Annotated in this window: 21 protein-coding genes; 14 read left to right on the forward strand and 7 right to left on the reverse strand. The window is 69.9% G+C overall.

Annotation, left to right across the window (positions count from 1 at the left end; genetic code table 11):
- Positions 1-5 precede the first annotated feature (5 nt).
- Positions 6-1,055, reverse strand: a complete 1,050-nt coding sequence (gene ctaC / locus BMZ18_RS00860) for an aa3-type cytochrome oxidase subunit II (protein ID WP_235606463.1) — start codon at positions 1,053-1,055, stop codon at positions 6-8.
- Between the two features lie 266 nt (positions 1,056-1,321).
- On the opposite strand from ctaC, the gene asnB reads away from it, so the two are divergent.
- The gene (asnB, locus tag BMZ18_RS00865; RefSeq protein WP_068365500.1) at positions 1,322-3,247 is read left to right on the forward strand and encodes an asparagine synthase (glutamine-hydrolyzing); all 1,926 of its coding nucleotides are present in this window, start codon (positions 1,322-1,324) and stop codon (positions 3,245-3,247) included.
- Between the two features lie 55 nt (positions 3,248-3,302).
- Here asnB and BMZ18_RS00870 read toward each other — a convergent pair whose 3' ends face one another.
- Both BMZ18_RS00870 and BMZ18_RS00875 read right to left on the reverse strand, forming a co-directional pair.
- The gene (locus BMZ18_RS00870; protein WP_068365501.1) at positions 3,303-4,274 is read right to left on the reverse strand and encodes a carbohydrate kinase family protein; all 972 of its coding nucleotides are present in this window, start codon (positions 4,272-4,274) and stop codon (positions 3,303-3,305) included.
- Positions 4,275-4,440: 166 nt separating this feature from the next.
- A complete protein-coding gene (locus BMZ18_RS00875; RefSeq protein ID WP_068100370.1) occupies positions 4,441-4,818 on the reverse strand; it encodes a HesB/IscA family protein in 378 nt (125 codons plus the stop codon).
- 151 nt (positions 4,819-4,969) lie between these two features.
- Here BMZ18_RS00875 and BMZ18_RS00880 point away from each other — a divergent pair, with 151 nt between their 5' ends.
- Genes BMZ18_RS00880 through BMZ18_RS00895 form a run of 4 tightly spaced genes read left to right on the forward strand, consistent with a single transcriptional unit; the run spans position 4,970 to position 7,996 of the window.
- Positions 4,970-5,647, forward strand: a complete 678-nt coding sequence (locus tag BMZ18_RS00880; protein WP_068105346.1) for a DUF3043 domain-containing protein — start codon at positions 4,970-4,972, stop codon at positions 5,645-5,647.
- An 8-nt stretch (positions 5,648-5,655) separates the two neighbouring features.
- Positions 5,656-6,207 (forward strand): bifunctional adenosylcobinamide kinase/adenosylcobinamide-phosphate guanylyltransferase, encoded by a 552-nt coding sequence (locus tag BMZ18_RS00885; RefSeq protein ID WP_068365502.1) that lies wholly within the window; start codon positions 5,656-5,658, stop codon positions 6,205-6,207.
- Positions 6,204-7,259: a nicotinate-nucleotide--dimethylbenzimidazole phosphoribosyltransferase gene (cobT, locus tag BMZ18_RS00890; RefSeq protein WP_068365503.1), complete on the forward strand. Its 1,056-nt coding sequence runs from the start codon at positions 6,204-6,206 to the stop codon at positions 7,257-7,259. Before BMZ18_RS00885 ends, cobT begins: the two co-directional genes overlap by 4 nt.
- Positions 7,256-7,996: an adenosylcobinamide-GDP ribazoletransferase gene (locus BMZ18_RS00895; protein ID WP_068365504.1), complete on the forward strand. Its 741-nt coding sequence runs from the start codon at positions 7,256-7,258 to the stop codon at positions 7,994-7,996. The genes cobT and BMZ18_RS00895 overlap by 4 nt, the downstream gene beginning before the upstream one ends.
- On the opposite strand, the gene BMZ18_RS00900 is transcribed toward BMZ18_RS00895, so the two are convergent.
- Both BMZ18_RS00900 and gcvT read right to left on the reverse strand, forming a co-directional pair.
- Positions 7,982-9,097 (reverse strand): branched-chain amino acid aminotransferase, encoded by a 1,116-nt coding sequence (locus BMZ18_RS00900; RefSeq protein WP_068365525.1) that lies wholly within the window; start codon positions 9,095-9,097, stop codon positions 7,982-7,984. The two genes, BMZ18_RS00895 and BMZ18_RS00900, sit on opposite strands and share 15 nt — an antisense overlap.
- A gap of 107 nt (positions 9,098-9,204) precedes the next feature.
- Positions 9,205-10,305: a glycine cleavage system aminomethyltransferase GcvT gene (gene gcvT, locus BMZ18_RS00905; RefSeq protein WP_068100363.1), complete on the reverse strand. Its 1,101-nt coding sequence runs from the start codon at positions 10,303-10,305 to the stop codon at positions 9,205-9,207.
- Between the two features lie 34 nt (positions 10,306-10,339).
- Between gcvT and BMZ18_RS00910 the strand changes: the two genes are divergently transcribed.
- The gene (locus tag BMZ18_RS00910) at positions 10,340-11,899 is read left to right on the forward strand and encodes a leucyl aminopeptidase (protein ID WP_082833772.1); all 1,560 of its coding nucleotides are present in this window, start codon (positions 10,340-10,342) and stop codon (positions 11,897-11,899) included.
- Positions 11,900-11,992: 93 nt separating this feature from the next.
- On the opposite strand, the gene BMZ18_RS00915 is transcribed toward BMZ18_RS00910, so the two are convergent.
- On the reverse strand, positions 11,993-12,328 hold the full coding sequence (locus BMZ18_RS00915) for an oxidoreductase (RefSeq protein ID WP_068100359.1): 336 nt from the start codon (positions 12,326-12,328) through the stop codon (positions 11,993-11,995).
- A gap of 345 nt (positions 12,329-12,673) precedes the next feature.
- Between BMZ18_RS00915 and sucB the strand changes: the two genes are divergently transcribed.
- The 5 genes from sucB to BMZ18_RS00940 all read left to right on the forward strand — a co-directional run bounded on the left by sucB (position 12,674) and on the right by BMZ18_RS00940 (position 18,376).
- Positions 12,674-14,566, forward strand: a complete 1,893-nt coding sequence (gene sucB, locus BMZ18_RS00920; RefSeq protein ID WP_068365505.1) for a 2-oxoglutarate dehydrogenase, E2 component, dihydrolipoamide succinyltransferase — start codon at positions 12,674-12,676, stop codon at positions 14,564-14,566.
- Between the two features lie 175 nt (positions 14,567-14,741).
- Positions 14,742-15,629 (forward strand): TIGR01777 family oxidoreductase, encoded by an 888-nt coding sequence (locus BMZ18_RS00925; RefSeq protein WP_068365506.1) that lies wholly within the window; start codon positions 14,742-14,744, stop codon positions 15,627-15,629.
- A 36-nt stretch (positions 15,630-15,665) separates the two neighbouring features.
- Positions 15,666-16,421: a lipoyl(octanoyl) transferase LipB gene (gene lipB, locus BMZ18_RS00930; RefSeq protein WP_068365507.1), complete on the forward strand. Its 756-nt coding sequence runs from the start codon at positions 15,666-15,668 to the stop codon at positions 16,419-16,421.
- 60 nt (positions 16,422-16,481) lie between these two features.
- A complete protein-coding gene (lipA, locus tag BMZ18_RS00935; protein ID WP_170851431.1) occupies positions 16,482-17,525 on the forward strand; it encodes a lipoyl synthase in 1,044 nt (347 codons plus the stop codon).
- A 92-nt stretch (positions 17,526-17,617) separates the two neighbouring features.
- Positions 17,618-18,376 (forward strand): DUF4191 domain-containing protein, encoded by a 759-nt coding sequence (locus BMZ18_RS00940; protein WP_068100352.1) that lies wholly within the window; start codon positions 17,618-17,620, stop codon positions 18,374-18,376.
- A 116-nt stretch (positions 18,377-18,492) separates the two neighbouring features.
- Here BMZ18_RS00940 and BMZ18_RS00945 read toward each other — a convergent pair whose 3' ends face one another.
- Positions 18,493-18,966, reverse strand: coding sequence for an RDD family protein (locus tag BMZ18_RS00945; protein WP_068365508.1), 474 nt, complete (start codon positions 18,964-18,966; stop codon positions 18,493-18,495).
- Positions 18,967-19,184: 218 nt separating this feature from the next.
- Here BMZ18_RS00945 and glnA point away from each other — a divergent pair, with 218 nt between their 5' ends.
- From glnA to BMZ18_RS00960, 3 genes are all read left to right on the forward strand, one after another.
- Complete coding sequence (glnA, locus tag BMZ18_RS00950) at positions 19,185-20,621, forward strand: type I glutamate--ammonia ligase (protein WP_068100346.1); 1,437 nt, start codon at positions 19,185-19,187, stop codon at positions 20,619-20,621.
- A gap of 236 nt (positions 20,622-20,857) precedes the next feature.
- Positions 20,858-21,508, forward strand: a complete 651-nt coding sequence (locus BMZ18_RS00955; protein WP_068100343.1) for an ABC transporter permease — start codon at positions 20,858-20,860, stop codon at positions 21,506-21,508.
- A complete protein-coding gene (locus BMZ18_RS00960; RefSeq protein WP_068365509.1) occupies positions 21,501-22,706 on the forward strand; it encodes an ABC transporter ATP-binding protein in 1,206 nt (401 codons plus the stop codon). Before BMZ18_RS00955 ends, BMZ18_RS00960 begins: the two co-directional genes overlap by 8 nt.
- Positions 22,707-22,738: the final 32 nt, after the last annotated feature.

Consider the following 22,738-nt stretch of genomic DNA (forward strand, 5'->3'; position numbering starts at 1 on the left):
GGTGGTCAGTTCCCTTCGGCCACGGTCGCGGACTTGACGGTGCGATCGGTGTTGAACGGCGAGGTGGACGTGGCGCGCGGGGCCTGACCGATGGACTCGAGGGCCTGCGCGTTGGTCTGACCGTCGCGACGTGCGTCCATGTAGTTCTCGAACGCCTCCGGGCTGACCGCGCGCACCTCGAAGTTCATCATCGCGTGGTACGAGCCGCACATCTCGGCGCAGCGTCCGACGAAGGCGCCTTCACGATCGATCTCGCTGATCTGGAAGACGTTGTCGGAGTGGTTCTCCTTGGGGTTCGGCAGCACGTCCCGCTTGAACAGGAACTCCGGGACCCAGAAGGAGTGGATGACGTCCGAGGACGCGATCTCGAACTCGATGCGCTTGCCGGTGGGGAGCACGAGCACGGGGATCTCGTTGCTGGTGCCGACGGTCTCGACCTCGTTGTAGTTGAGGTACGACTGGTCGGACTTCTCGCGGCCGTGCACCTGGCCTTCGCCCTCTTCCGCAGGCGTGCCGGCGGCCTCGGCCGCGGCCTCGCGCTCGGTGTCGGTGCCGTCGTAGAGCGGACGCCCGTCCTTGAGGTCGACGGTGCGGTAGCCGAACTTCCAGTTCCACTGGAAGGCCGTCACGTCGACGACGACGTCCGGGTTGTCTTGCTTCTCGTGCACGTAGTTCTGCACCACGACGGTGAAGTAGAAGAGCACCGCGATGATGACGAACGGCACGGCGGTGTAGAAGAGCTCCAACGGCACGTTGTAGGCGGTCTGCCGCGGGAAGTCGGGCGAATCCTTCTTCTTCCGGTGGAAGGTCACGGTCCAGAAGGTCAAGCCCCAGACGATCACACCCATGATCAGGGCGGCGATGACCGACCAGGTCCACAGCTCACGCATGCGATCCGCCTGCGGGGTCACGCCCGAGGGCCACCCGAAACGAAGAACGGCGTTGTCGATGCCGCAACCGGACAGCATCACGGCCGCCAACGAGAGCGACGCCACCAGTCCGACACGTCTTGTCCTACGACGGCCGGAGCCCTCACCACGCTGCGCCACGATCACGCCTTCCTGCTTGCCAGACGGAGACTGCGGGAGACCCGTAATCGCAGGGTGTCGGCCACCCCACGCAGGAATTCCCCGTGTACTACGCAGCGTAGACCAAAGGGGCCCCGCCGATCGTGCCGGGTGGCACCGAGGCCCCGCGATTTTCGTCTCGCGACGCCGGATCGAGCGCCGGTCGTCTCGGTCCGCGGGAGGGTCCTGCGGCATACTCGTGCGCGGTCGGTCGGTCGACCGGGTACATCCAACGTGAAGCGAGGCCTGACACCGTGTGTGGACTGCTGGGACTGTTGACGTCGAACGCATCCGCGAAGGATGTGGTCGATGCGGTGGGCCAGGCGTCGCACTGCATGCGCCACCGCGGTCCCGACGAGCCCGGGACGTGGCACGACGACGACTTGGCGCTGGGCTTCAACCGCCTCTCGATCATCGACATCGAGCATTCGCACCAGCCGTTGCGCTGGGGGCCCGCCGAGAACCCGACGCGGTACGCGCTGGTGTTCAACGGCGAAATCTACAACTACCTCGAACTGCGCGAGACCCTCGCGCGCGATCACGGGGCGACGTTCGCCACCGAGGGCGATGGCGAGGCGATCGTCGCCGCGTTCCATGTCTGGGGTGACGACGCCGTCCGTCGCCTGCGCGGCATGTTCGCCTTCGCGCTGTGGGACACCGAGAAGCGGGAGCTGTTCCTCGCCCGCGACCCGTTCGGCATCAAGCCGTTGTTCTACTCGACCGGACCGTCCGGCACCGCGTTCGCGAGCGAGAAGAAGAGCATTCTCGAGTTGTTGGAGACTCTCGGCGTCGAGGACCACCTCGATCCCCGCGCCCTCCAGCACTACGCGGTGCTGCAGTACGTTCCGGAGCCGGAGAGCCTGCACGCGAGCATTCGTCGTCTCGAGTCGGGGTGCACGGCGCGTCTGACCCCGGGCAGCGATCCGGTGGTCACGCGCTACTTCCGGCCGTCCTTCCCCGTGCGTCCCGTGCCGTCGGGCACGGAGGACGCCCGCTACCGCGAGATCGCCGCCTCGCTCGAGGACTCCGTCGCCAAGCACATGCGTGCCGACGTCACGGTGGGCTCGTTCCTGTCCGGCGGCATCGACTCGACGGCCATCGCCGCGTTGGCGATGCGGCACAACCCGGATCTGATCACCTTCACCACCGGTTTCGAGCGCGAGGGGTACTCGGAGGTCGACGTCGCGGCGGAGTCCGCGGCGGCCATCGGCGCGAAGCACGTGATCAAGGTGGTGGGGCCCGAGGAGTTCGCGGCCAGCATCCCCGAGATCGTCTGGTACCTCGACGATCCGGTGGCGGACCCGGCGCTGGTTCCGCTGTACTTCGTCGCCAAGGAGGCGCGCAAGCACGTCAAGGTGGTGCTGTCGGGCGAGGGCGCCGACGAGCTGTTCGGCGGGTACACGATCTACCGAGAGCCGTTGTCGCTCGGTGCGTTCGACAAGCTGCCGGGCGGGCTACGCCGGGCGGCGGGTCGACTGTCCGAGCGCATCCCCGAGGGCACGCGCGGCAAGAGCCTGCTCCACCGCGGGTCGATGACCCTGGAGGATCGCTACTACGGCAACGCGCGCAGCTTCAACGACGCGCAACTGCGGTCGGTGCTGCGGGACTTCCGCCCCGAGTGGAACCACCAGGATGTCACCGCGCCGATCTACCGCGAGTCCCGCGGCTGGGACCCGGTGGCGCGCATGCAGCACCTGGATCTGTTCACCTGGCTTCGCGGCGACATCCTGGTCAAGGCCGACAAGATCACCATGGCCAACTCGCTCGAGCTGCGGGTGCCGTTCCTCGACTCCGAAGTGTTCGCGGTGGCGGAGCAGTTGCCGCTGGAGCAGAAGATCGCCAAGTCCACCACCAAGTACGCGCTGCGCCGGGCGCTCGACGGCATCGTTCCCGAGCACGTGCTGAACCGCGCGAAGCTCGGGTTCCCGGTGCCACTGCGACACTGGCTGCGGGGCCCGGAGCTGTTCGACTGGGCGCGGCAGCAGATCGTCGACTCGCAGACCGACCACCTGCTGGACAAGGCCGCCGTCACCCGGATGCTGGAGGACCACCGCGACGGCCGCAGCGATCACAGCCGACGACTGTGGACCGTGCTGGTGTTCATGATCTGGCACGGCATCTTCGTCGAGAAGCGCATCAGGCCGGCCATCGCCGAGCCGACCTACCCCGTCCGGCTGTAGTAGGCGGGCAGGCCGGAGGCCGGTCGGATCGGGCGGCCCGGCGTACCGGGGAGGATCAGGCCGGCAGGATCTCCGCGATCTCCCGCGCCGCCTCGTCGCCGTAGGCACCGGTGAGGCGCTTGACGGCGTCGTCACGGACGAGTGACCACTCCTGCGTGCCGGTGGTCTCGAGCACGAGGACGGCGACGTAGGACCCGAGCTGCGCGGCGCGTTCCAGACCGAGTCCGTGCGAGCGGGCGACCAGGAAACCGGCCCGGAAGGCGTCGCCGACGCCGGTGGGGTCGACCTTGCTGGTCTCCGGCACCACGCCGACGCGCAGGTCGATGCCGTCGCCGACGATCTCGACGCCGTTCTTGCCGAGCGTGGTGACCCGCAGACCCACCCTGGAGCGGATGTCGGATTCGGTGAGGCCGGTCTTCTGCCGCAGCAGGCCCCACTCGTACTCGTTGGTGAACAGGTACTGCGCACCGTCGATGAGCTTCGCGGCCTCGTCGCCGTTCAGCCGGGCGAGCTGCTGGGACGGATCGGCGGCGAAGGGGATGCCCAGCTCGCGGCACTCCTCGGTGTGGCGCACCATCGCGGCCGGATCGTTGGCGCCGACGAGCACCAGATCCAGAGTGCGGTCGCGGGCGACGTCGTGCACCGAGATGGACCCGGATTCGGTCATCGCGCCGGGGTAGAACGAGGCGATCTGCGCCATGTCCTCGTCGGTGGTGCACACGAACCGAGCGGTGTGCGCCGTGCTGGAGACGGCGACCGCGCCGCAGTCGACTCCGTTGGTCTCGAGCCACGACCGGTAGTCGTCGAAATCGGGCCCGACCGATCCCACCAGCAGGGGTGACCCCCCGAGGACACCCATCGCGTAGGCGATGTTCCCGCCGACGCCGCCGCGGCGAATCACCAGGTCGTCGACCAGGAAGCTCAGCGAGACGTGGGCGAGCTGATCGGCGAGGAACTGATCGGCGAACCGACCGGGAAACCGCATCAGATGGTCGGTAGCAATGGAGCCGGACACCGCAATGGTCACGTCCGAGGGCCTTTCCGCAGGAATCGGGTCTCGTCGACCTTACCCGGGAGTACCGACGCCGAACCCCGGCGCGACCCGAACCGCTCGACCCGAACCCGGCGGGTGCGAACCCCGGACACGAGAACACCCCCGGCCGTGGCCGGGGGTGTTCGGGTCGATCAGGGCGTCAGTTGAACGAGTCGCCGCACGCGCACGAACCCGTGGCGTTGGGGTTGTCGATGGTGAAGCCCTGCTTCTCGATGGTGTCGACGAAGTCGATGGACGCACCCTCGACGTACGGCGCGCTCATCCGGTCGACGGCCAGGGTGACGCCGCCGAAGTCGCGGGTCAGGTCGCCGTCGAGCGAGCGATCGTCGAAGAAGAGCTGGTACCGCAGGCCGGCGCAGCCACCCGGCTGCACGGCGATGCGCAGCGCCAGATCGTCGCGGCCCTCCTGGTCCAGCAAGGCCTTCGCCTTGGACGACGCTGCCTCCGTCATGACGACAGCGTGCGTTTCGGTCTCGGGTGCGGCCGCACCGGCGGTCACGTCGTTCTGCACTGTCATGGGGTCTCCCTCTTCGTTCGTAACTCCCGCGAACGGCTCAACGGTACTCCCGTCTCCCCTATTCCTCACCGGCGTCCTCACCTGCCAGGCGGGTGCGCGCACTGCGGTGTTCGCGGCGGGGCGCGCGTCGAATAACCTGGACTCCGTGAAACTGCCCTTCGGAAAGTCCGGCGATTCCGACACCCGCGCCGACCAGGCTACCGGTGACGACGGGTCCTCGGCACTCGGCGACTCGTCCACGGAGCGCACGGTGACCGGCAAGGCCACCCCGCAGGGGAAGGGTCGTCCCACCCCGAAGCGGCGTGACGCCGAGGCGCGTCGCCGCGGGCCGGTGGCCCCGGCGCCGCTGACGGCGAAGGAGGCCCGCGCACGTCGGAAGGCGAATCGGGGCACCAAGGAGGAGCGGAAGGCGGCGGCCGCCGAGCGGCGCGCGCGGTCGGCCGATCAGCGCGCCCGCATGATGGCGGGCGAGGACAAGTACCTGCTCCCCCGCGACAAGGGCCCGGTGCGTGCCTTCGCTCGCGACCTGGTCGATTCCCGGCGCAACTTCCTCGGCCTCTTCATGCCGATGGCCCTGATCCTGCTGGTGGCGCTGTTCTTGAGCCCGGCGATCCAGTCGGTCGTGACGTTGGTGCTCTTCGTCATGATGATCTTCATGGCCATCGACGGGTATCTGCTCGGCCGTCGCATCAACAACCGCGTGCGCGAGCGGTTCCCCGACACACCCGACGGTGGATTCAAGCTGGGCTGGTACACGTTCGTACGCGCGTCGCAGGTGCGCAAGATGCGCGCCCCGAAGCCCCGCGTCGGGCCCGGCGACGCGGTCTGACCCCGGCGATGCCGCGGACCCTGGTTCTCGGCGGCGCCCGGTCGGGCAAGTCCGGCCGTGCCGAGGCGCTGGTGGCCGACGAGTCGTCGGTGCGGTACGTGGCCACCGGCCGTCGTGACGCGGGGGACGCCGACTGGGCGGATCGCATCGACCGACACCGCGACCGGCGCCCGGCGCACTGGACCACCGTGGAGATCGCGCACCATCGGGACCTGGCGACGGCGCTGCGGACCGGCGGTGTCACGCTGGTCGACGATCTCGGCACGTGGTTGGCCGGGGCATTCGACGATCTGCAGGCCTGGGACGCTCCTCGCGGCGCGGTGACGGCAGCGGTGGACGAGCTGGTCGCCGCGGTCGCGAGCCGCTCCGACACGCTGGTGATGGTCACGCCGGAGGTGGGCCTGTCCGTCGTCCCCGAGTCGCGAGCGGGCCGGGTCTTCCGCGACGAGATCGGCGCCCTCAACGCCCGGCTGGCGGACCTGTGCGACCGCGTCGAGCTCGTCGTCGCCGGTCGAACCCTCGTTCTTCCCGAACCCGATCACGGACGGAGCCCTCGGTGACCGACACCGCTCCCCTCTTCGACCCCGTCGACCCGCCCGATGCGACGGTGGCGCGGCAGGCGCGCGAGCGGCAGGCCTCGCTGACCAAGCCGGCCGGATCCCTGGGCCGGCTCGAGACGCTCGGAGCCTGGGTCGCCTCGTGCCAGGGCGTCTGCCCGCCACGGCCTTTCGAGCGCGCCCGGGTGGTGGTCTTCGCCGGCGATCACGGCGTGGCTCGGCACGGCGTCTCCGCGTATCCGCCCGAGGTGACGGCGCAGATGGTGGCCAACATCCGGGCGGGCGGTGCGGCGGTGAACGCGTTGGCAGCGGTCGCCGGCGCGACGGTGCGCGTGGTCGACATGGCGGTCGACGCGGACACCGACGACGCCGTGAGCGACCGCAAGGTACGACGCTCGTCGGGCTCGATCGACCGCGAGGACGCACTGACCGAGGACGAGGTGCGGGCCGCGCTGGCGGCGGGCAAGGCGATCGCCGACGAGGAGATCGACGGCGGTGCGGACCTGCTGATCGCGGGCGACATGGGCATTGGCAACACCACGCCGGCGACGGTGCTGATCGCGGCCATCACGACCACGGAGCCGGTCGCGGCCGTCGGTCGCGGCACCGGCGTCGACGACGCCGGGTGGATGCGCAAGACGGCGGCCGTGCGCGACGCGATGCGGCGTGCCCGGCCGGTGGTCAAGGACCCGGTGGCCCTGCTCCGGACGTCGGGCGGCGCCGATCTGGCGGCCATGACCGGATTCCTGATCCAGGCCGCGGTCCGGCGTACGCCCGTGGTGTTGGACGGGCTGGTGGTCTCCGCCGCGGCGCTGGTGGCGCACGATCTGTCGGTCGGGGCGTCGGCGTGGTGGGTCGCGGGGCATCGGTCCACGGAGCCGGCGCACTCTCTGGCCCTCGCCCACCTGCGGCTCGAGCCGCTGCTGGAGATGTCGATGCGGCTCGGTGAGGGCTCGGGCGCCGTCGTGGCGTTGCCGATTCTGTCCGGTGCCGTCGCGACGCTCGCGGAGATGGCGACGTTCGACGACGCCGGTGTCAGCACGCGCGACGCATGAACCTGCGTCTGGCGCTGACGTGGACGACGGTGGTGCCGCTGCGGGGCCCGTCGTCCGTCACGCGTGACGACGCCCGACGCGCGATCGCGGCGGTCCCTCTCGTCGGCGTCGTGCTCGGCGCCGTGGCGGCCGGGATCCTGCTGCTCGCCGACGTCGCGTCCCTACCTCCGCTGCTCGGCGGCATCCTCGCCGTCGCCGCGCTGGCTCTGCTCACCCGAGGCATGCACGTCGACGGCCTCGCGGACACCGCGGACGGACTGGGGTGTTACGGCCCGCCCGAGCGTGCGCGGGAGGTGATGAAGTCCGGCGGTGCCGGACCGTTCGGCGTCGCCGCCCTCGCGACGGTCGGCGGCGTCCAGGCGGTGGCCTTCGGCGAACTCGTGGCCCGCGGTCATGCCCTGTCCGTCGTCGCCGCCGTGACGGTCGCCCGCTGCGCGGTGGTGCTCGCGTGCCGCACCTCGATCCCCGCGGCCACGACGACGGGCTTCGGTGCGCTCGTCGCCGCGACGCAGGGCCGGGTGTCGGTCGCGGTGTGGTGCGTCGTCGCCGTGGCCGTCGGTGCCGCGGTGGCCGCGCCGTGGTGGCAGGGCGCGATCGCGGTGGCTCTCGCGCTCGCTGCGGCGACACTGCTGGTGCACCACTGCGCACGCCGCTTCGGCGGGCTGGTCGGCGACGTGCTCGGGGCGTGCATCGAAACGACCACCGCGGTGGTCGCCGTCGGGCTACTGGTCGGCTGACCGCAGCGTGCTCATCCAGCCGTGGGTGTCGGCGAACGTTCCTCGCTGAATCCCGGTGAGGGTGTCGCGCAGGGCCATGGTGACCTCGCCCGGCTCGCCGCCGCCGACGACGAACTCGCCCTCGGCGGACTTGACGCGCCCCACCGGGGTGATGACCGCTGCGGTGCCGCAGGCGAACACCTCGGTGATCTCGCCGGACTCGGCCTTCTTCCGCCACTCGTCGGTGGAGATGCGGCGCTCCTCGACCGCGAAGCCGGCGTCGGTGGCGAGAGCCAGCAGGGAGTCGCGGGTGATGCCCGGTAGGAGCGATCCGGACAGCGACGGGGTGACCAACCGGGCGTCGGGGCCGGACCCGAAGACGAAGAACAGGTTCATCCCGCCCATCTCCTCGACGTAGTGCCGCTCGATCGCGTCGAGCCACACCACCTGATCGCACCCCTGATCCGCGGCCTCGGCCTGCGCGAGCAGCGACGCGGCGTAGTTGCCGGCGAACTTCGCCGCACCCGTGCCGCCGGGAGACGCGCGGACGTACTCCGTGGACAGCCACACGCTGACGGGCTTGACGCCGCGCGGGAAGTACGCCCCGGCGGGCGAGGCGATGAGCAGGTAGCGGTACGACGAGGCAGGCCGCACGCCGAGGCCCGCCTCGGTGGCGAACATGAACGGGCGCAGGTAGAGCGCGTCCTCGCCGCCGGCGACGGGCACCCAGCGGTGATCGACGGCGAGCAGCTCCTCGATCGACCGGCGGAAGAGTTCCGCCGGCAGGGCGGGCATGGCCATGCGCGCGGCGGAGGACTGCAGCCGGTCGGCGTTCGCGCCGGGGCGGAACGAGGCGAGGCTGCCGTCCGGCTGGCGGTAGACCTTCAGGCCCTCGAAGATCGCCTGCCCGTAGTGCAGGACCATCGCGGCCGGATCCATCGGGAAGGGCGCGTAGGGGGTCACGACGGCGTCGTGCCAACCGCGGTCGGTGTCCCAGTCGATGCTCACCATGTGGTCGGTGAAGTGCACGCCGAAACCCGGAGCCTCGAGTACCGCGGCCAGTGCCTGCTCGGAGGCAGGTGACGGGTGCGCGTGACGCGTGAACTCCAGGTGAGCGGTCATGCGAGTCATCCTAGGACACCAGGTCCTGCGGTTTGTCGGCGCTCACGACCGCGCCGCGGTCAACGCTCACGACCGCGCCGCGGTCAACGCTCACGGCCGCGCGGCGGTCACCGCACGTGCGACTCGACGAACGGCGGCCGCACCACCTCGCACGCCACGGCGCGACCCCGCACGTCCACCTCGACGGCGTCGCCGACGGCCACCCCCGCCGCCGTGTCCACCAGCGCGAGGGCGATGCCGACCTTGAGGCTCGGCGAGAAGGTTCCCGACGTCGTCGTCCCCACGGGCTCGCCGTCGCGCAGCACCGCCAGCTCGGCCCGCAGCACTCCGCGACCGACGGCGCGCAGACCGACGAGCGTCCGGGGTGCACCCGACTCCTTCTGTGAGACCAGGGCGTCCTTGCCGTGGAACGCCGGCTTGGACCACCCGACGGCCCATCCGCATCGGGCTTCGAGCGGGGTGATGTCGACCGACAGCTCGTGACCGTGCAGCGGGTAGCCCATCTCTGTCCGCAGCGTGTCACGCGCGCCCAGACCCGCGGGCTGTCCACCCTCGGCGCGCACCGCGGCCAGCAACGCTTCCCACAGCGGCGCCGCGGTGTCCCACTGCGGCAACAGTTCGTACCCGTGCTCGCCGGTGTATCCCGTGCGGCAGACCCGTACCTCGCCGTCGCCGAAGGGCACGTCCTCGAACGCCATGTACGCCAGCGACGACGGCAGGCCGACGGCCGCGAGCACGGCGGCCGAGCGCGGCCCCTGAACGGCCAGCACCCCGCGGCCGCGATGCAGCGATTCCACCGTCACTCCCGACGGGGCCTCGGCGGCCAGGACGTCGACGACGGCGGCGGTGTTGGCCGCGTTGGGAACGAGGAAGACCTCCTCGGCGGACACGACGTACGCGATGAGGTCGTCGACGACGCCGCCGGATTCCGTGCAGCACAACGTGTACTGCGCCCGGCCGGGTCCGATGCGGCCGAGATCGTTGGTCAGGACGGCGTTCACGTGGTCCGCGGCGCCCGGTCCGCGGACGACGGCCTTGCCGAGGTGGCTGACGTCGAACAGTCCGACGGTGGTGCGCGTGGCGGTGTGTTCGGTGACGGTGCCCGCGTAGGAGACGGGCATCGACCATCCGCCGAACGACGCGAACGTCGCTCCCAGCGCGACGTGGGCGTCGTGGAGGGGTCCCTGCTGCAGTGCGACATCGCTCATGAGGGGCAACGCTAGTGCCTGCCCCGCCGGAACGATGCCTGTCGGCCGGTCGCCCTACGATCGAGGTCTTCGACCGTCCGCCGACCCACAGGAGTCACCACTCGTGAGCAGCACACCCGGACCCGACCTGGTCCTCGCCGGCACCGTCGACAAGGCCGCCGACGCCATCCTCGTCGGACTCGAGACCACAGCCGGCGAACCGCGCCTGATCGGCGACCACTTCCTGGGCGACGCCGCTCGCGACGTCCTCGCCGGACTCGTGGCCGTCGGTGCCACCGGTCGCCGCGATCAGGTCCACCGCATCCCCGCCCCGTCCTCGTTGCCGGTCGCGTCCGTCGTGAGTGTCGGGCTCGGCGGTGCCGACGACCGGACGGAGGACCTGGTCCGCGCGGCGGCGGGAACGGCCGCGCGCGCCCTCACCGGTGTGGGCCACGTCAGCACCACCCTCGCGCCGGCCGGGCTCGGTGCGGTCGCCGAAGGGCTCGTGCTCGGGTCGTACCGCTTCACCGAGTTCAAGAAGCCCGCCGACGACGACGCTCCGTCCCTCACCCGGATCGACCTGCTGGTCGACTCGCCGCGCGACAAGCAGACCAAGGCCGACCTGGCCCGCGCCGTCGCCGTGGCCGAGGCCGTCGGGGTCGCACGCGATCTGGTGAACACCCCGCCGAGCCATCTCTTCCCGGCCGAGTTCGCCGAACGGGCGCGCACTCTCGGGTCCGCGGCCGGGCTGTCGGTCGAGGTGCTCGACGAGCGCGCGCTCGAGCGCGGCGGGTACGGCGGCATCGTCGGCGTCGGCAAGGGGTCCTCGCGTCCGCCCCGGCTGGTCCGGCTGTCGTGGACCGGCGGCAAGAAGAAGGCGCCGTCCGTGGCCCTGGTCGGCAAGGGCATCACCTTCGACACCGGCGGCATCTCCATCAAGCCGGCCGCCGGGATGGAGAACATGACCTCGGACATGGCCGGCGCGGCAGCGGTCGTCGCCACGGTCGTGCTCGCCGCGAAGCTCGAGCTGCCGGTGAACGTCACGGCCACGGTGCCGATGGCCGAGAACATGCCGTCCTCGACGGCGCAGCGGCCGGGCGACGTTCTCACCCAGTACGGCGGCACCACCGTCGAGGTGATCAACACCGACGCGGAGGGTCGACTCATCCTCGCGGACGCGATCGTGCGGGCCTGCGAGGACGAACCGGACTACCTGATCGACACCGCCACGCTGACCGGCGCGCAGATGGTCGCGCTCGGCACCCGGACACCGGGCGTCTTGGGAACGGACGCGTTCCGCGACCGCGTGGCGGCGATCTCGCAGCGGGTCGGCGAGGGCGGATGGGCCATGCCGATGCCGACGGAGCTGCGTGCGGACCTCGACAGTCGAGTGGCCGATCTGGCGAACGTGACCAACCACCGGTGGGGCGGGATGCTCGTCGCCGGCCTCTACCTGAAGGAGTTCGTGGCCGAGGGCGTCCAGTGGGCCCACATCGACGTCGCCGGTCCGGCGTTCAACACCGGCGGCCCGTTCGGCTACACGCCGAAGGGCGGAACCGGTGTTCCGGTCCGCACCATGATCGCCGTGCTGGAGGACATCGCCGAGAACGGCTGATCGTCTCCGCCGAGAACGGCTGATCGTCTCCGCCGAGAACGGCTGATCGTCTTTGCCGAAGAGCTGACCGTCACCCGGCCGTGAGCAGGGCGCTCAGGCGCCCTGCTCACGCCGGCGGATGATCTTCTGCCGGGCGTCGTGGTCACGCATCCGCTGCGGGTAGCCGACCTTGCGGACGTCGTAGACCGGAATCTTCAGGTCCTCCCCGAGCTTTCGGGCGCCCTTCGCCCCGCCGACGGCCCGCCGCGTCCACTCGCCGTCCTTCGCGACCAGCACCACGGTGATCGGGGTGACGGTGGTCTCCGGTTCCACGAACGCCTCCACTCCCACCCGCGCGGCCGTCCAGTCCGCGAGGTACTGACGGTCGCTCGTGGTCGCGCCGCTCCCTCGTCGTCCACCCGATCGCCGCAGCCTGTCGAACAGTCCCACTCTTCCGCTCCTGCCTCGTCCGCCCTCGACGTGTTCTGCGTTCCGCTGCTTCTCACGTGCCGTCGTCGTTGCCGTCGTCGTTGCACGTAATGCACGCAATCCTTCTTGTTCCATCATCCAGACGCCGCGCCGACCCCGCCGGGCGCGCCGCGTGGCGGGAAGTGACAGGATGGGTCCGCACGCGCGTGAACCACCTCACGCTGTGGGTCGAAGGTCGCGGGGACAACGCCCCGTGTCGTCACCGACGGCCGACTCGGATTACGCGCCGCACCAGCACACTGCACGCGACCACGAGTCGGCACCAGCCGCTACACCCGCTCAACAACTGTCGAGGAGTCAACAGACATGACCTTCTCCGTCCAGATGCCAGCCCTCGGTGAAAGCGTCACCGAGGGAACTGTCACACGGTGGCTGAAACAGGAGGGGGACACGGTCGAAGTCGACGAACCCTTGCTCGAAGTCTCCACCGACAAGGTCGACACGGAGATTCCGTCGCCGGCCGCGGGTGTGCTGACCAAGATCGTCGCGCAGGAGGACGACACCGTCGAGATCGGCGGCGAGCTCGCCGTCATCGGTGACTCCGACAGCGACGCGGCCGACTCCAGCAGCGCCGACACCAGCGACGACTCCGCCAGCGACGACGACAGCGACGACGAGGCCGACGCAGGCCCGTCCGACGCCGCCGAGAAGGCATCCGTCGAGGGTGAGGACGAGACCGAGGCCCCCGCGCCGTCCGCCGAGTCCGACCAGTCGAACTCCTCGTCCGATTCCGGCTCCGGTGACGGCACTCCGGTCACCATGCCGGAGCTGGGCGAGTCGGTCACCGAGGGCACCGTCACCCGGTGGCTCAAGGCCGTGGGCGACGAGGTCGCCGTCGACGAGCCGCTGCTCGAGGTTTCCACCGACAAGGTCGACACCGAGATCCCCTCCCCCGTCGCGGGCACGCTCCTCGAGATCACCGCCGAGGAGGACGACACCGTCGAGGTCGGCGGACAGCTCGCCGTCATCGGCTCCGGTGCGCCGGCGAAGTCGGAGAAGGCGCCCGAGCCGAAGCAGGACGCCCCGAAGCAGGAGAGCAAGCCGGAGCCGAAGCCCGAACCGAAGGCCGAACCCAAGGCCGAGGCCGCCCCGGCCGAGCAGAAGTCCAAGCAGGCCGATCCCGAGCCCGCCGGGGAGCACTACACCCCGGAGCCGAAGTCGGAGTCGAAGTCCGAGAACAGCTCGGGCGGCGGCGAAAAGCCCGCGTCGGACTCCTCGTCCACCTCGTCCGGGTCCAGCCCGTACGTCACCCCGCTGGTGCGCAAGCTCGCCGCGGAGAACGACGTCGATCTGAACTCGGTCACCGGCACCGGTGTCGGCGGCCGCATCCGCAAGCAGGACGTCCTCGCGGCCGCGGAGGCCAAGAAGGCTCCCGCGAAGCAGGAGTCCGCTCCCGCCGCGCAGCAGGCGCCCGCGGCGTCGGCTCCCGCCCCGTCCGCGCCGTCGAACGCGGGCGTGCGCCCGGAGCTCGCGCACCTGCGCGGCACCACGCAGAAGATCAACCGGATCCGCCAGATCACGGCGAAGAAGACCCGCGAGTCCCTGCAGACGTCGGCCCAGCTGACGCAGGTGTTCGAGGTCGACATGACCCGGATCGCCGCGCTGCGCACCCGCGCCAAGGCCGGCTTCAAGGAACGCGAGGGCGTCAACCTCACCTTCCTGCCGTTCTTCGCCAAGGCCGTCGTCGAGGCGCTCAAGGTGCACCCGAACGTCAACGCCAGCATCGACGAGGACAAGAAGCAGATCACCTACTACGACTCGGAGCACCTCGGCATCGCCGTGGACACCGAGGCGGGTCTGCTCTCGCCGGTCATCCACAACGCCGGCGACCTGTCGCTGGCCGGCCTGGCCCGCGCGATCGCCGACATCGCGAACCGCGCCCGCTCCAACGGCCTCAAGCCCGACGAGCTGTCCGGTGGCACGTTCACCATCACCAACATCGGCAGCCAGGGCGCGCTGTTCGACACCCCGATCCTCGTCCCGCCGCAGGCGGCGATGTTGGGTACGGGTGCGATCGTCAAGCGTCCCGTGGTGGTCACCGACGCCTCCGGCGCGGAGTCCATCGGTGTCCGGTCGATGGCCTACCTGCCCATGACCTACGACCACCGCCTGGTCGACGGTGCCGACGCCGGTCGCTTCCTGACCACCGTCAAGCACCGCCTCGAGGAGGGTGCGTTCGAGGCCGACCTGGGCCTGTAGTCGCCGGGCCGTCGTCGGCCCGGCCGGGTCGGTACCGTCGGGTACAGCCCCCGGCAGTCGGCACCGGCCTGCATCGACGCTCGACTGCACGAGGGGCATCCGCCGAGGCGGATGCCCCTCGTGGCGTCTCCGCCCGGTCCCATCCGCGTTCCACCAGCACAGGAGGCCCGTCACCGTGCGTGTCGTCGTCGCCGGTTCGTCCGGCTTGATCGGAACTGCTCTCGTCGCATCGTTGCGCCGGGCGGGGCACGACGTCGATCGGTTGGTGCGGCGCCCGGCCGCCGGCCCCGACGAGATCACCTGGAACCCTGCGGAGGGCCGGCTGGACGACTCGGCGTTGGCCGGCGCGGACGCCGTCGTCAACCTGTGCGGCGTGGGCATCGGCGACAAGAGGTGGACGGGCGCCTACAAGCAGGCCATCCGGGACAGTCGCATCGAACCGACGGAACTGCTCGCGCGCGCCGTCGTGGCGGCGGGGGTGCCGGCGCTGATCAACGCGAGCGGCATCAACTTCTACGGCGACACCGGCGACCGAGTGGTCGACGAGACCGCGCCCGCCGGTTCCGGGTTCCTGGCCGAGGTGTGCCGGGACTGGGAGGGGGCGACGTCGTACGCCGCGGAGAACGGTGTCCGAGTGGTCCTGCTGCGCAGCGCGGCCGTGCTGTCCCGCCACGGCGGGATGATGGGCAAACTGCGCCCGCTGTACAAGCTCGGCCTGGGTGGCCGCCTCGGTAGCGGCCGCCAGTACTTCCCGTGGATCTCGCTGACCGACGAGGTGCGGGCCATCGTGTTCGCCGTCGAGAACGCCGAGATCCACGGTCCGGTCAACCTGCAGGGCCCCGCTCCGGTGACCAACGCGCAGTTCAACAGCGCGATGGGTCGCGCCGCCCGTCGGCCCGCACCCTGGGTGGTGCCCGGGTTCGCCGTGTGCGCCCTCATCGGAGAGTTCGCGAACGAGGCCATTCTGTCCAATCCTCGCGCCATTCCCGCGGTGCTCGAGAAGCACGGCTTCACGTTCGAGCACAACACCATCGGCGAGGCGCTCGCGGACACCGTCGGCTGATCTCCGACGCCCGGGCGCGGGCGTAGAGTCGTCCCGATGAGCCGCCCCATCCGTCTCGAATCCACTCCGGTCGACGTCCGCCGTCTCGGCACCGTCGACTACCTGCAGGCGTGGGAGTTGCAGCGCGCGGTGGCCGATCGGCGCGCGCAGGGAGTCGGGCAGGACGAGCTGTTGCTGCTCGAGCATCCGGCGGTGTACACGGCCGGTCGGCGGACCGCGCCGGAGGATCGCCCCGTGGACGGAACCCCGGTCATCGACGTCGATCGCGGCGGCAAGATCACCTGGCACGGCCCCGGTCAGCTGGTCGGCTACCCCATCGTGCGTCTGGCCGAGCCGGTCGACGTGGTGCGGTACGTGCGTCTGATCGAGGAAGCGCTGATCTCGTTCTGCGACGAGTTGGGGCTGACCACCGGACGGGTCGACGGACGCTCGGGCGTCTGGCTCGCGGCCGGTCCGGTCCGCGGTGTGTGGCAGCCGGAACGCAAGGTGGCCGCCATCGGCGTGCGTGTGCAGCGCGGCGTCGCGCTGCACGGCTTCTCCCTCAACTGCGACGCGAGCCTCGACGGATTCGGCGCAATCGTGCCGTGCGGGATCACGGACGCGGGGGTGACGACGTTGTCGGCGGAACTCGGGCGGTCGGTCACCGTCGACGACGTGACGGCCGACGTCACGCGCTGGATCGTCGACGCGCTGGACGGCCGACTCGAGGTGACAGAGCGAGAACTCGACCGCACCCCGTCGGCGGAGAGTGCGCCCGCCGCACCGCAGTTCACCACCACCGTCTTCCGCTGATCCGACGGCCGGTCACGGCAGGACCCCGACCGCGAACCCGGCGGTTCGGTCGGGCGTAGGATCGGCCCGGTGACCGTCGCACCCGAGAACCCCGCACACGCCCCGAACGGACGCAAACTCCTCCGCCTCGAGATCCGAAACGCGGAGACCCCGATCGAACGCAAGCCGTCGTGGATCAAGACCCGCGCCAAGATGGGCCCCGAGTACACCGAACTCAAGGGCCTCGTGAAGCGCGAGGGACTGCACACGGTGTGCGAGGAAGCGGGCTGCCCCAACATCTACGAATGCTGGGAGGACCGCGAGGCCACCTTCCTCATCGGTGGTGAGCAGTGCACCCGGCGGTGCGACTTCTGCCAGATCGACACCGGCAAGCCGGCCGACCTGGACCGCGACGAGCCGCGCCGCGTCGCCGAGTCGGTGCAGGCCATGGGTCTGCGCTACTCCACCATCACCGGAGTCGCGCGCGACGACCTCGAGGACGGTGGCGCCTGGCTCTACGCGGAGACCGTGCGCGAGATCAAGCGGCTCAACCCCAACACCGGTGTCGAGCTGCTCATCCCCGACTTCAACGCCGATCCCGATCAGCTCGCCGAGGTCTTCTCCTCGCAGCCGGAGGTGCTCGCGCACAACGTGGAGACGGTCCCCCGCATCTTCAAGCGCATTCGCCCGGCCTTCCGGTACCAGCGCAGCCTCGACGTCATCACTGCGGCGCGCGACGCCGGCCTGGTCACCAAGTCCAACCTCATCCTGGGCATGGGCGAGACCCCGGAGGAGGTGACGCAGGCGATGCAGGATCTGCACGACGCCGGCTGCGACATCCTCACCATCACCCAGTACCTGCGTCCGTCGCCGCGCCACCACCCCGTCGAGCGGTGGGTCAAGCCGGAGGAGTTCGTCGAACACTCCGCCGCCGCCGAGGCCATGGGCTACGCGGGCGTCATGGCCGGACCGCTGGTGCGCTCGTCGTACCGCGCCGGTCGTCTCTACGCCCAGGCGATGGCGCACCACGGCCGTCCCATCGCGGAGAACATGGCGCACCTCGGCGACGCCGGCTCGGCGTCGCAGGAGGCCAGTTCGTTGATGGAGCGCCTCGCCGCGCGGTAGGACCTGCGTCCGATTCGTCCCCCGGCCCGCCCCCGCTCCTGCGGGTGGCGGGCCGTTCGGTTCCCCGGCCGTCGGGGCCTATCCTGGACGTCATGGCATCGACGAAGACCGGCAGATCCGGCTCCGGTAAACCCACAAAGGAAGCCAAGGCCGCCGCCAAAGCCGCACGCAAGCAGGCCTCCAAGGAGCGGCGCGCTCAGCTGTGGCAGGCGTTCCAGATGCAGCGCAAGGAGGACAAGCTCCTCCTGCCGCTGATGATCGGATCCGTCGTCGGCATGACGGTGCTGTTCTTCCTGATCGGCCTGGTCTTCGGCATCGAGTGGTTGCTGCTGCCGTTCGGTCTGCTCATCGGCGTCCTGGTCGCCTTCGTCATCTTCGGCCGTCGGGTGCAGAAGTCGGTGTACGGGAAGGCGGACGGGCAGGCCGGCGCCGCGGCATGGGCGCTGGACAACCTGCGCGGGAACTGGCGCGTGAAGACGGCCGTGGCCGGAACAGCGCAGCTCGACGCCGTCCACCGCGTCATCGGACGCCCCGGCATCGTCCTGGTCGCCGAGGGATCGCCCACCCGCGTCAAGTCGCTGCTGGCACAGGAGAAGAAGAAGATCGCCCGCCTGGTCGGCGACACCCCGATCTACGACGTGGTGGTGGGCAACGGCGACGGCCAGGTGCCGCTGTCGGGTCTGCAGAAGTTCCTCACCAAGCTGCCCCGCAACATCGACGCCAAGCGTATGGAGACCATCGAGGGTCGACTCGCGGCACTGGGAACCCGGTCCGGTCCCCCGCTGCCGAAGGGTCCCATTCCCGGTGGCGCCAAGATGAAGGGCATGCAGCGCACCATGAAGCGCCGCTGACCCCGGTCGGCGCCGACCGACGTGACGTCCGCTCCCGCGCTGCCACTTGCCTCGCGCGCTGCCCGTTCGCAGCGCCGGAGACGAGTCGCAGCGCGGGAGTTCGTCGTTCTGCCGGCTCAGCGGGCGACCAGCAGCGCCGTTCCCGTGGCGCGGTCGTGCATGCCGCGGCTGTCGATGTCGGAGATGACGGCGGGAACCACGGCGGCGAGGAAGACCTGACGGACGAGCGCGCGTACGACGCCGACGCGTCCCGGCCCGTCGATCCGCCCCACCTGGATTCCCATGACGAACTGGCCGGGCGTGAACGAGAACAGGCTGACGCTGAGAACGCCCAGGACGAACCACACGCCCAGGGTCGCCGTCGAGAGATACCCCCCGTCGAGCGCGGCGCCGAGGAACAGCGCGGACACCCCCATCGACATCAGCCAATCGATGGTGAGGGCGGCCACCCGGCGGGGCGTCGCCGCGAGCGAGCCGCGACCGGTCTTCGGCAGTCCCAGGTATTCGCCCTGGTAGGCCTGGGCGTCGTGGTCACCGCCGGGGTTCGCCGCCGCCGGGCCGGACAGCCACGACCCTGTCGCGCGCGCCATCAGCGGTCACCTGCCGTGCAGAGGTCGAGAGCCATGACCCCAGGATAGGCGGTCCGCAGGTCGGGACGACGTGGCGTGCGTAACCTCCGTAACACCGACGAAACACGGGCTTGACGGTCAGGCAACACCGCTTCCCTACCGTCGTGCCTCGACGGAGCTGCCGCGCACCCGGTGACGGATCGACGCGGATCGGCACTCGACACAGAAGGAGCACAAGCGTGGCTTTCACCACGGCCGAAGAGGTCATCAAGTACATCGCGGACGAGGACATCGAATACGTCGACATCCGCTTCACGGACCTCCCGGGCATTCAGCAGCACTTCTCGATCGCAGCGAAGGCCTTCACCAAGGACACCCTCGAGGACGGCCTCGCCTTCGACGGTTCGTCGGTCCGCGGCTTCCAGTCGATCCACGAGTCGGACATGATGCTGCTTCCCGACTACGGCACGGTGCAGATCGACCCGTTCCGTCGCGCGAAGACGCTGAACATGGACTTCTTCGTCCACGATCCGTACACGCGTGAGTCCTACAGCCGCGACCCCCGCAACGTCGCGCGCAAGGCCGAGGAGTACCTGGTCTCGACGGGCATCGCCGACACCGCGTACTTCGGTCCCGAGGCGGAGTTCTACATCTTCGACTCGGTGCGCTACGACTCGCAGATGAACGGCGCGTTCTACGAGCTCGACTCGAGCTCCGGCGCCTGGAACACCGGCGCGGAGGCCGAGATCGACGGCTCCCCCAACCTCGGCTACAAGGTTCGCCCCAAGGGCGGATACTTCCCGGTCGCGCCGTACGACCACTACGTCGACCTGCGCGACGCGATTTCCACCAACCTGCAGAACGCGGGCTTCGAGCTCGAGCGCGGCCACCACGAGGTGGGCACCGGCGGCCAGCAGGAGATCAACTACAAGTTCAACACGATGCTGCGTGCGGCCGACGATCTGCAGCTGTTCAAGTACATCGTCAAGAACACCGCGTGGCAGCACGGCAAGTCCGCGACCTTCATGCCCAAGCCGCTCTTCGGCGACAACGGCTCCGGTATGCACGTGCACCAGTCGCTCTGGAAGGACGGCAAGCCGCTCTTCTACGACGAGAAGGGCTACGCCGGTCTGTCGGACCTGGCTCGTCACTACATCGGCGGCATCCTGCACCACGCGCCGTCGCTGCTGGCGTTCACCAACCCGACGATCAACTCGTACCACCGTCTGGTGCCGGGCTACGAGGCCCCCATCAACCTGGTGTACTCGGGCCGTAACCGCTCCGCCGCGGTGCGCATCCCGACGACGGGCAACAACCCGAAGGCCAAGCGCCTCGAGTTCCGCGCGCCCGACGCGTCCGGCAACCCGTACCTGTCGTTCGCCGCGCAGATGATGGCCGGCCTGGACGGCATCAAGAACAAGATCGAGCCGCTCGCTCCGGTGGACAAGGACCTCTACGAGCTCCCGCCGGAGGAGGCCAAGAACATCCCGCAGGCACCGACCTCGCTGCCGGCCGTGATCGACCGCCTCGAGCAGGATCACGAGTACCTGACGGCCGGTGGCGTGTTCACCACCGACCTGATCGAGACCTGGATCTCGCTCAAGCGCGAGTCGGAAATCGCCCCGGTGAACCTCCGTCCGCACCCCTACGAGTTCCAGCTCTACTACGACTGCTGATCACTCGATCGCACCCCGAACGCCCGGCCCGGATCTCTCCGGCCGGGCGTTCGGCGTTCACCGGGCGGTCTCGATTCGGCCGCCGATATCGCCGTTTCCGTTTGTCTCGGCATCGATCGGGGTAGAAGTGGGAACGTCCCGATGGGCCGTGGGTGCCGATCCACCCGCAGATCCGGACGGCGCGGTGCACACGTGCCGCTGCGCCCCACTGTTCCCGAACAAAGGATCTGCGCCTGATGGATGCCCTCTGGGACTTCGTGGTCGGGCGGCGCAAGCAGCTCGCGATCGATTCCTACCTGCACGTCTCCGCCGTCGTGCAGTGCGTGCTCATCGCCACTCTGCTCGGCGTCGTCATCGGCATCCTGGTGTACCGCAGTCCTGCGGGGTCCGCGGTGGCGACGGCCCTGGCCAGCACCGTTCTGACCATCCCGTCGTTCGCCCTCCTGGGCCTGCTCATCCCGATCCTCGGACTCGGTGTCGGCCCGACGGTCACCGCCCTGGTGCTCTACTCGCTGCTCCCGATCATCCGGAACACGGTGGTGGGACTCGCGGCGGTCGACCCCGCGGTGAGCGACGCCGCCCGCGGCATCGGCATGAGCCGCGTCGCGGTGTTGCGGCGCATCGAGATTCCGCTCGCGTGGCCGTCCATTCTCACCGGCATGCGCGTCAGCACGCAGATGGCGATGGGCATCCTGGCCATCGCGGCGTACGCGAAGGGCCCGGGCCTCGGCAACCTGCTCTTCTCCGGCCTCGCCCGCGTCGGCAGCCCCACCGCTGTTCCCCAGGCCCTCACCGGCACCGTTCTCATCGTCGTCCTGGCGTTGATTCTCGACGGCATCTACGTGCTCGTCGGCAAGCTCACCACCTCGAGGGGTATCCGTGACTGACAGCAATCGCACCACCACCGGCGCGGAGATCGTGCTCGAGGACGTCACCAAGTCCTACCCGGGCCAGAAGAACGCCGCCGTCGACCACGTGTCGATGACGATTCCGGCCGGCGAGGTGGTCGTCCTGGTGGGCCCGTCGGGCTGCGGCAAGACCACCACCATGCGGATGATCAACCGCCTGATCGAGCCGACGTCGGGTCGCATCACCATCGGCGGCAAGGACGCACTGTCGATCGACCCGAACGAGCTCCGGCGCACCATCGGGTACTCCATCCAGCAGGCGGGACTGTTCCCGCACATGACCATCGCGCAGAACGTCGGCATCGTGCCGGGGCTCATCGGGTGGGACAAGAAGAAGATCGAGAGTCGCACCGACGAGATGCTCGACCTCGTCGGTCTCGACCCGGCCCAGTACCGCGGCCGCTACCCGCGGCAGCTCTCCGGTGGTCAGCAGCAACGCGTCGGCGTGGCACGAGCCCTCGCCGCCGATCCCCCGGTACTGCTCATGGACGAGCCCTTCGGGGCCGTCGACCCCATCACTCGGGGTCTGCTGCAGGACGAACTCATGCGCCTGCAGTCGGAACTCGGCAAGACCATCGTCTTCGTCACCCACGATTTCGACGAGGCGGTCAAACTCGGCGATCGTATTGCCGTCCTGGGCAACCAGTCGCGGATCCTCCAATACGACACACCGGAGGCCGTCCTCGCCAACCCCGCCGACGACACCGTGGCCGGCTTCGTCGGTGCCGGCGCCGCACTCAAGCAGCTCACCCTCATGCGCGTGCGCGACATCGAACTGTCCGACGTGCCCGCGTTCGGCGAGAACGAGCCCGTCGAATCCATGAACGCCGCCCTCGGTTCCGACCCGCAGGCCTGGGGTCTGATTCTCGACGAGCGGCGTCGCCCGGTGCGGTGGACCGACCGACGCCATCTGAAAGGTGTCGGCAGCCTCCGCGACGTCGGCGTCCCGATCGGAGAACTGGTCTCGACGCAGTCGACGTTGCAGGACGCGCTCGAAGCCCTTCTCGCCGAGGGCAATGCGACGGCCACCGTGACCGGCAACCGCGGCGAGTACGTCGGCACCATCACCATCGAGCAGTTGATCGACACCATCAAGACCATCCGCTCGGCGCACGCCGACGACCACGTCGATCAGGATCCGGCCGCGTCGCCGGCCGCGGCGGGAGCGTCCTCGTGACCACCGCGTCGGAGGCGCCTGCCCTCGGCGGT

This window comes from Rhodococcoides kroppenstedtii, assembly GCF_900111805.1.
Taxonomy (GTDB): domain Bacteria; phylum Actinomycetota; class Actinomycetes; order Mycobacteriales; family Mycobacteriaceae; genus Rhodococcoides; species Rhodococcoides kroppenstedtii.

Excerpts from the sequence above, each read along its gene's own strand:
- BMZ18_RS00875 (WP_068100370.1), bottom strand. The coding sequence starts at position 4,818 with ATGACAGTGCAGAACGACGTGACCGCCGGTGCGGCCGCACCCGAGACC.
- BMZ18_RS00885 (WP_068365502.1), top strand. The coding sequence starts at position 5,656 with ATGCCGCGGACCCTGGTTCTCGGCGGCGCCCGGTCGGGCAAGTCCGGC.
- BMZ18_RS00895 (WP_068365504.1), top strand. The coding sequence starts at position 7,256 with ATGAACCTGCGTCTGGCGCTGACGTGGACGACGGTGGTGCCGCTGCGG.
- BMZ18_RS00900 (WP_068365525.1), bottom strand. The coding sequence starts at position 9,097 with ATGACCGCTCACCTGGAGTTCACGCGTCACGCGCACCCGTCACCTGCC.
- gcvT (WP_068100363.1), bottom strand. The coding sequence starts at position 10,305 with ATGAGCGATGTCGCACTGCAGCAGGGACCCCTCCACGACGCCCACGTC.
- BMZ18_RS00910 (WP_082833772.1), top strand. The coding sequence starts at position 10,340 with ATGCCTGTCGGCCGGTCGCCCTACGATCGAGGTCTTCGACCGTCCGCC.
- sucB (WP_068365505.1), top strand. The coding sequence starts at position 12,674 with ATGACCTTCTCCGTCCAGATGCCAGCCCTCGGTGAAAGCGTCACCGAG.
- lipB (WP_068365507.1), top strand. The coding sequence starts at position 15,666 with ATGAGCCGCCCCATCCGTCTCGAATCCACTCCGGTCGACGTCCGCCGT.
- BMZ18_RS00940 (WP_068100352.1), top strand. The coding sequence starts at position 17,618 with ATGGCATCGACGAAGACCGGCAGATCCGGCTCCGGTAAACCCACAAAG.
- BMZ18_RS00945 (WP_068365508.1), bottom strand. The coding sequence starts at position 18,966 with ATGGCGCGCGCGACAGGGTCGTGGCTGTCCGGCCCGGCGGCGGCGAAC.
- BMZ18_RS00955 (WP_068100343.1), top strand. The coding sequence starts at position 20,858 with ATGGATGCCCTCTGGGACTTCGTGGTCGGGCGGCGCAAGCAGCTCGCG.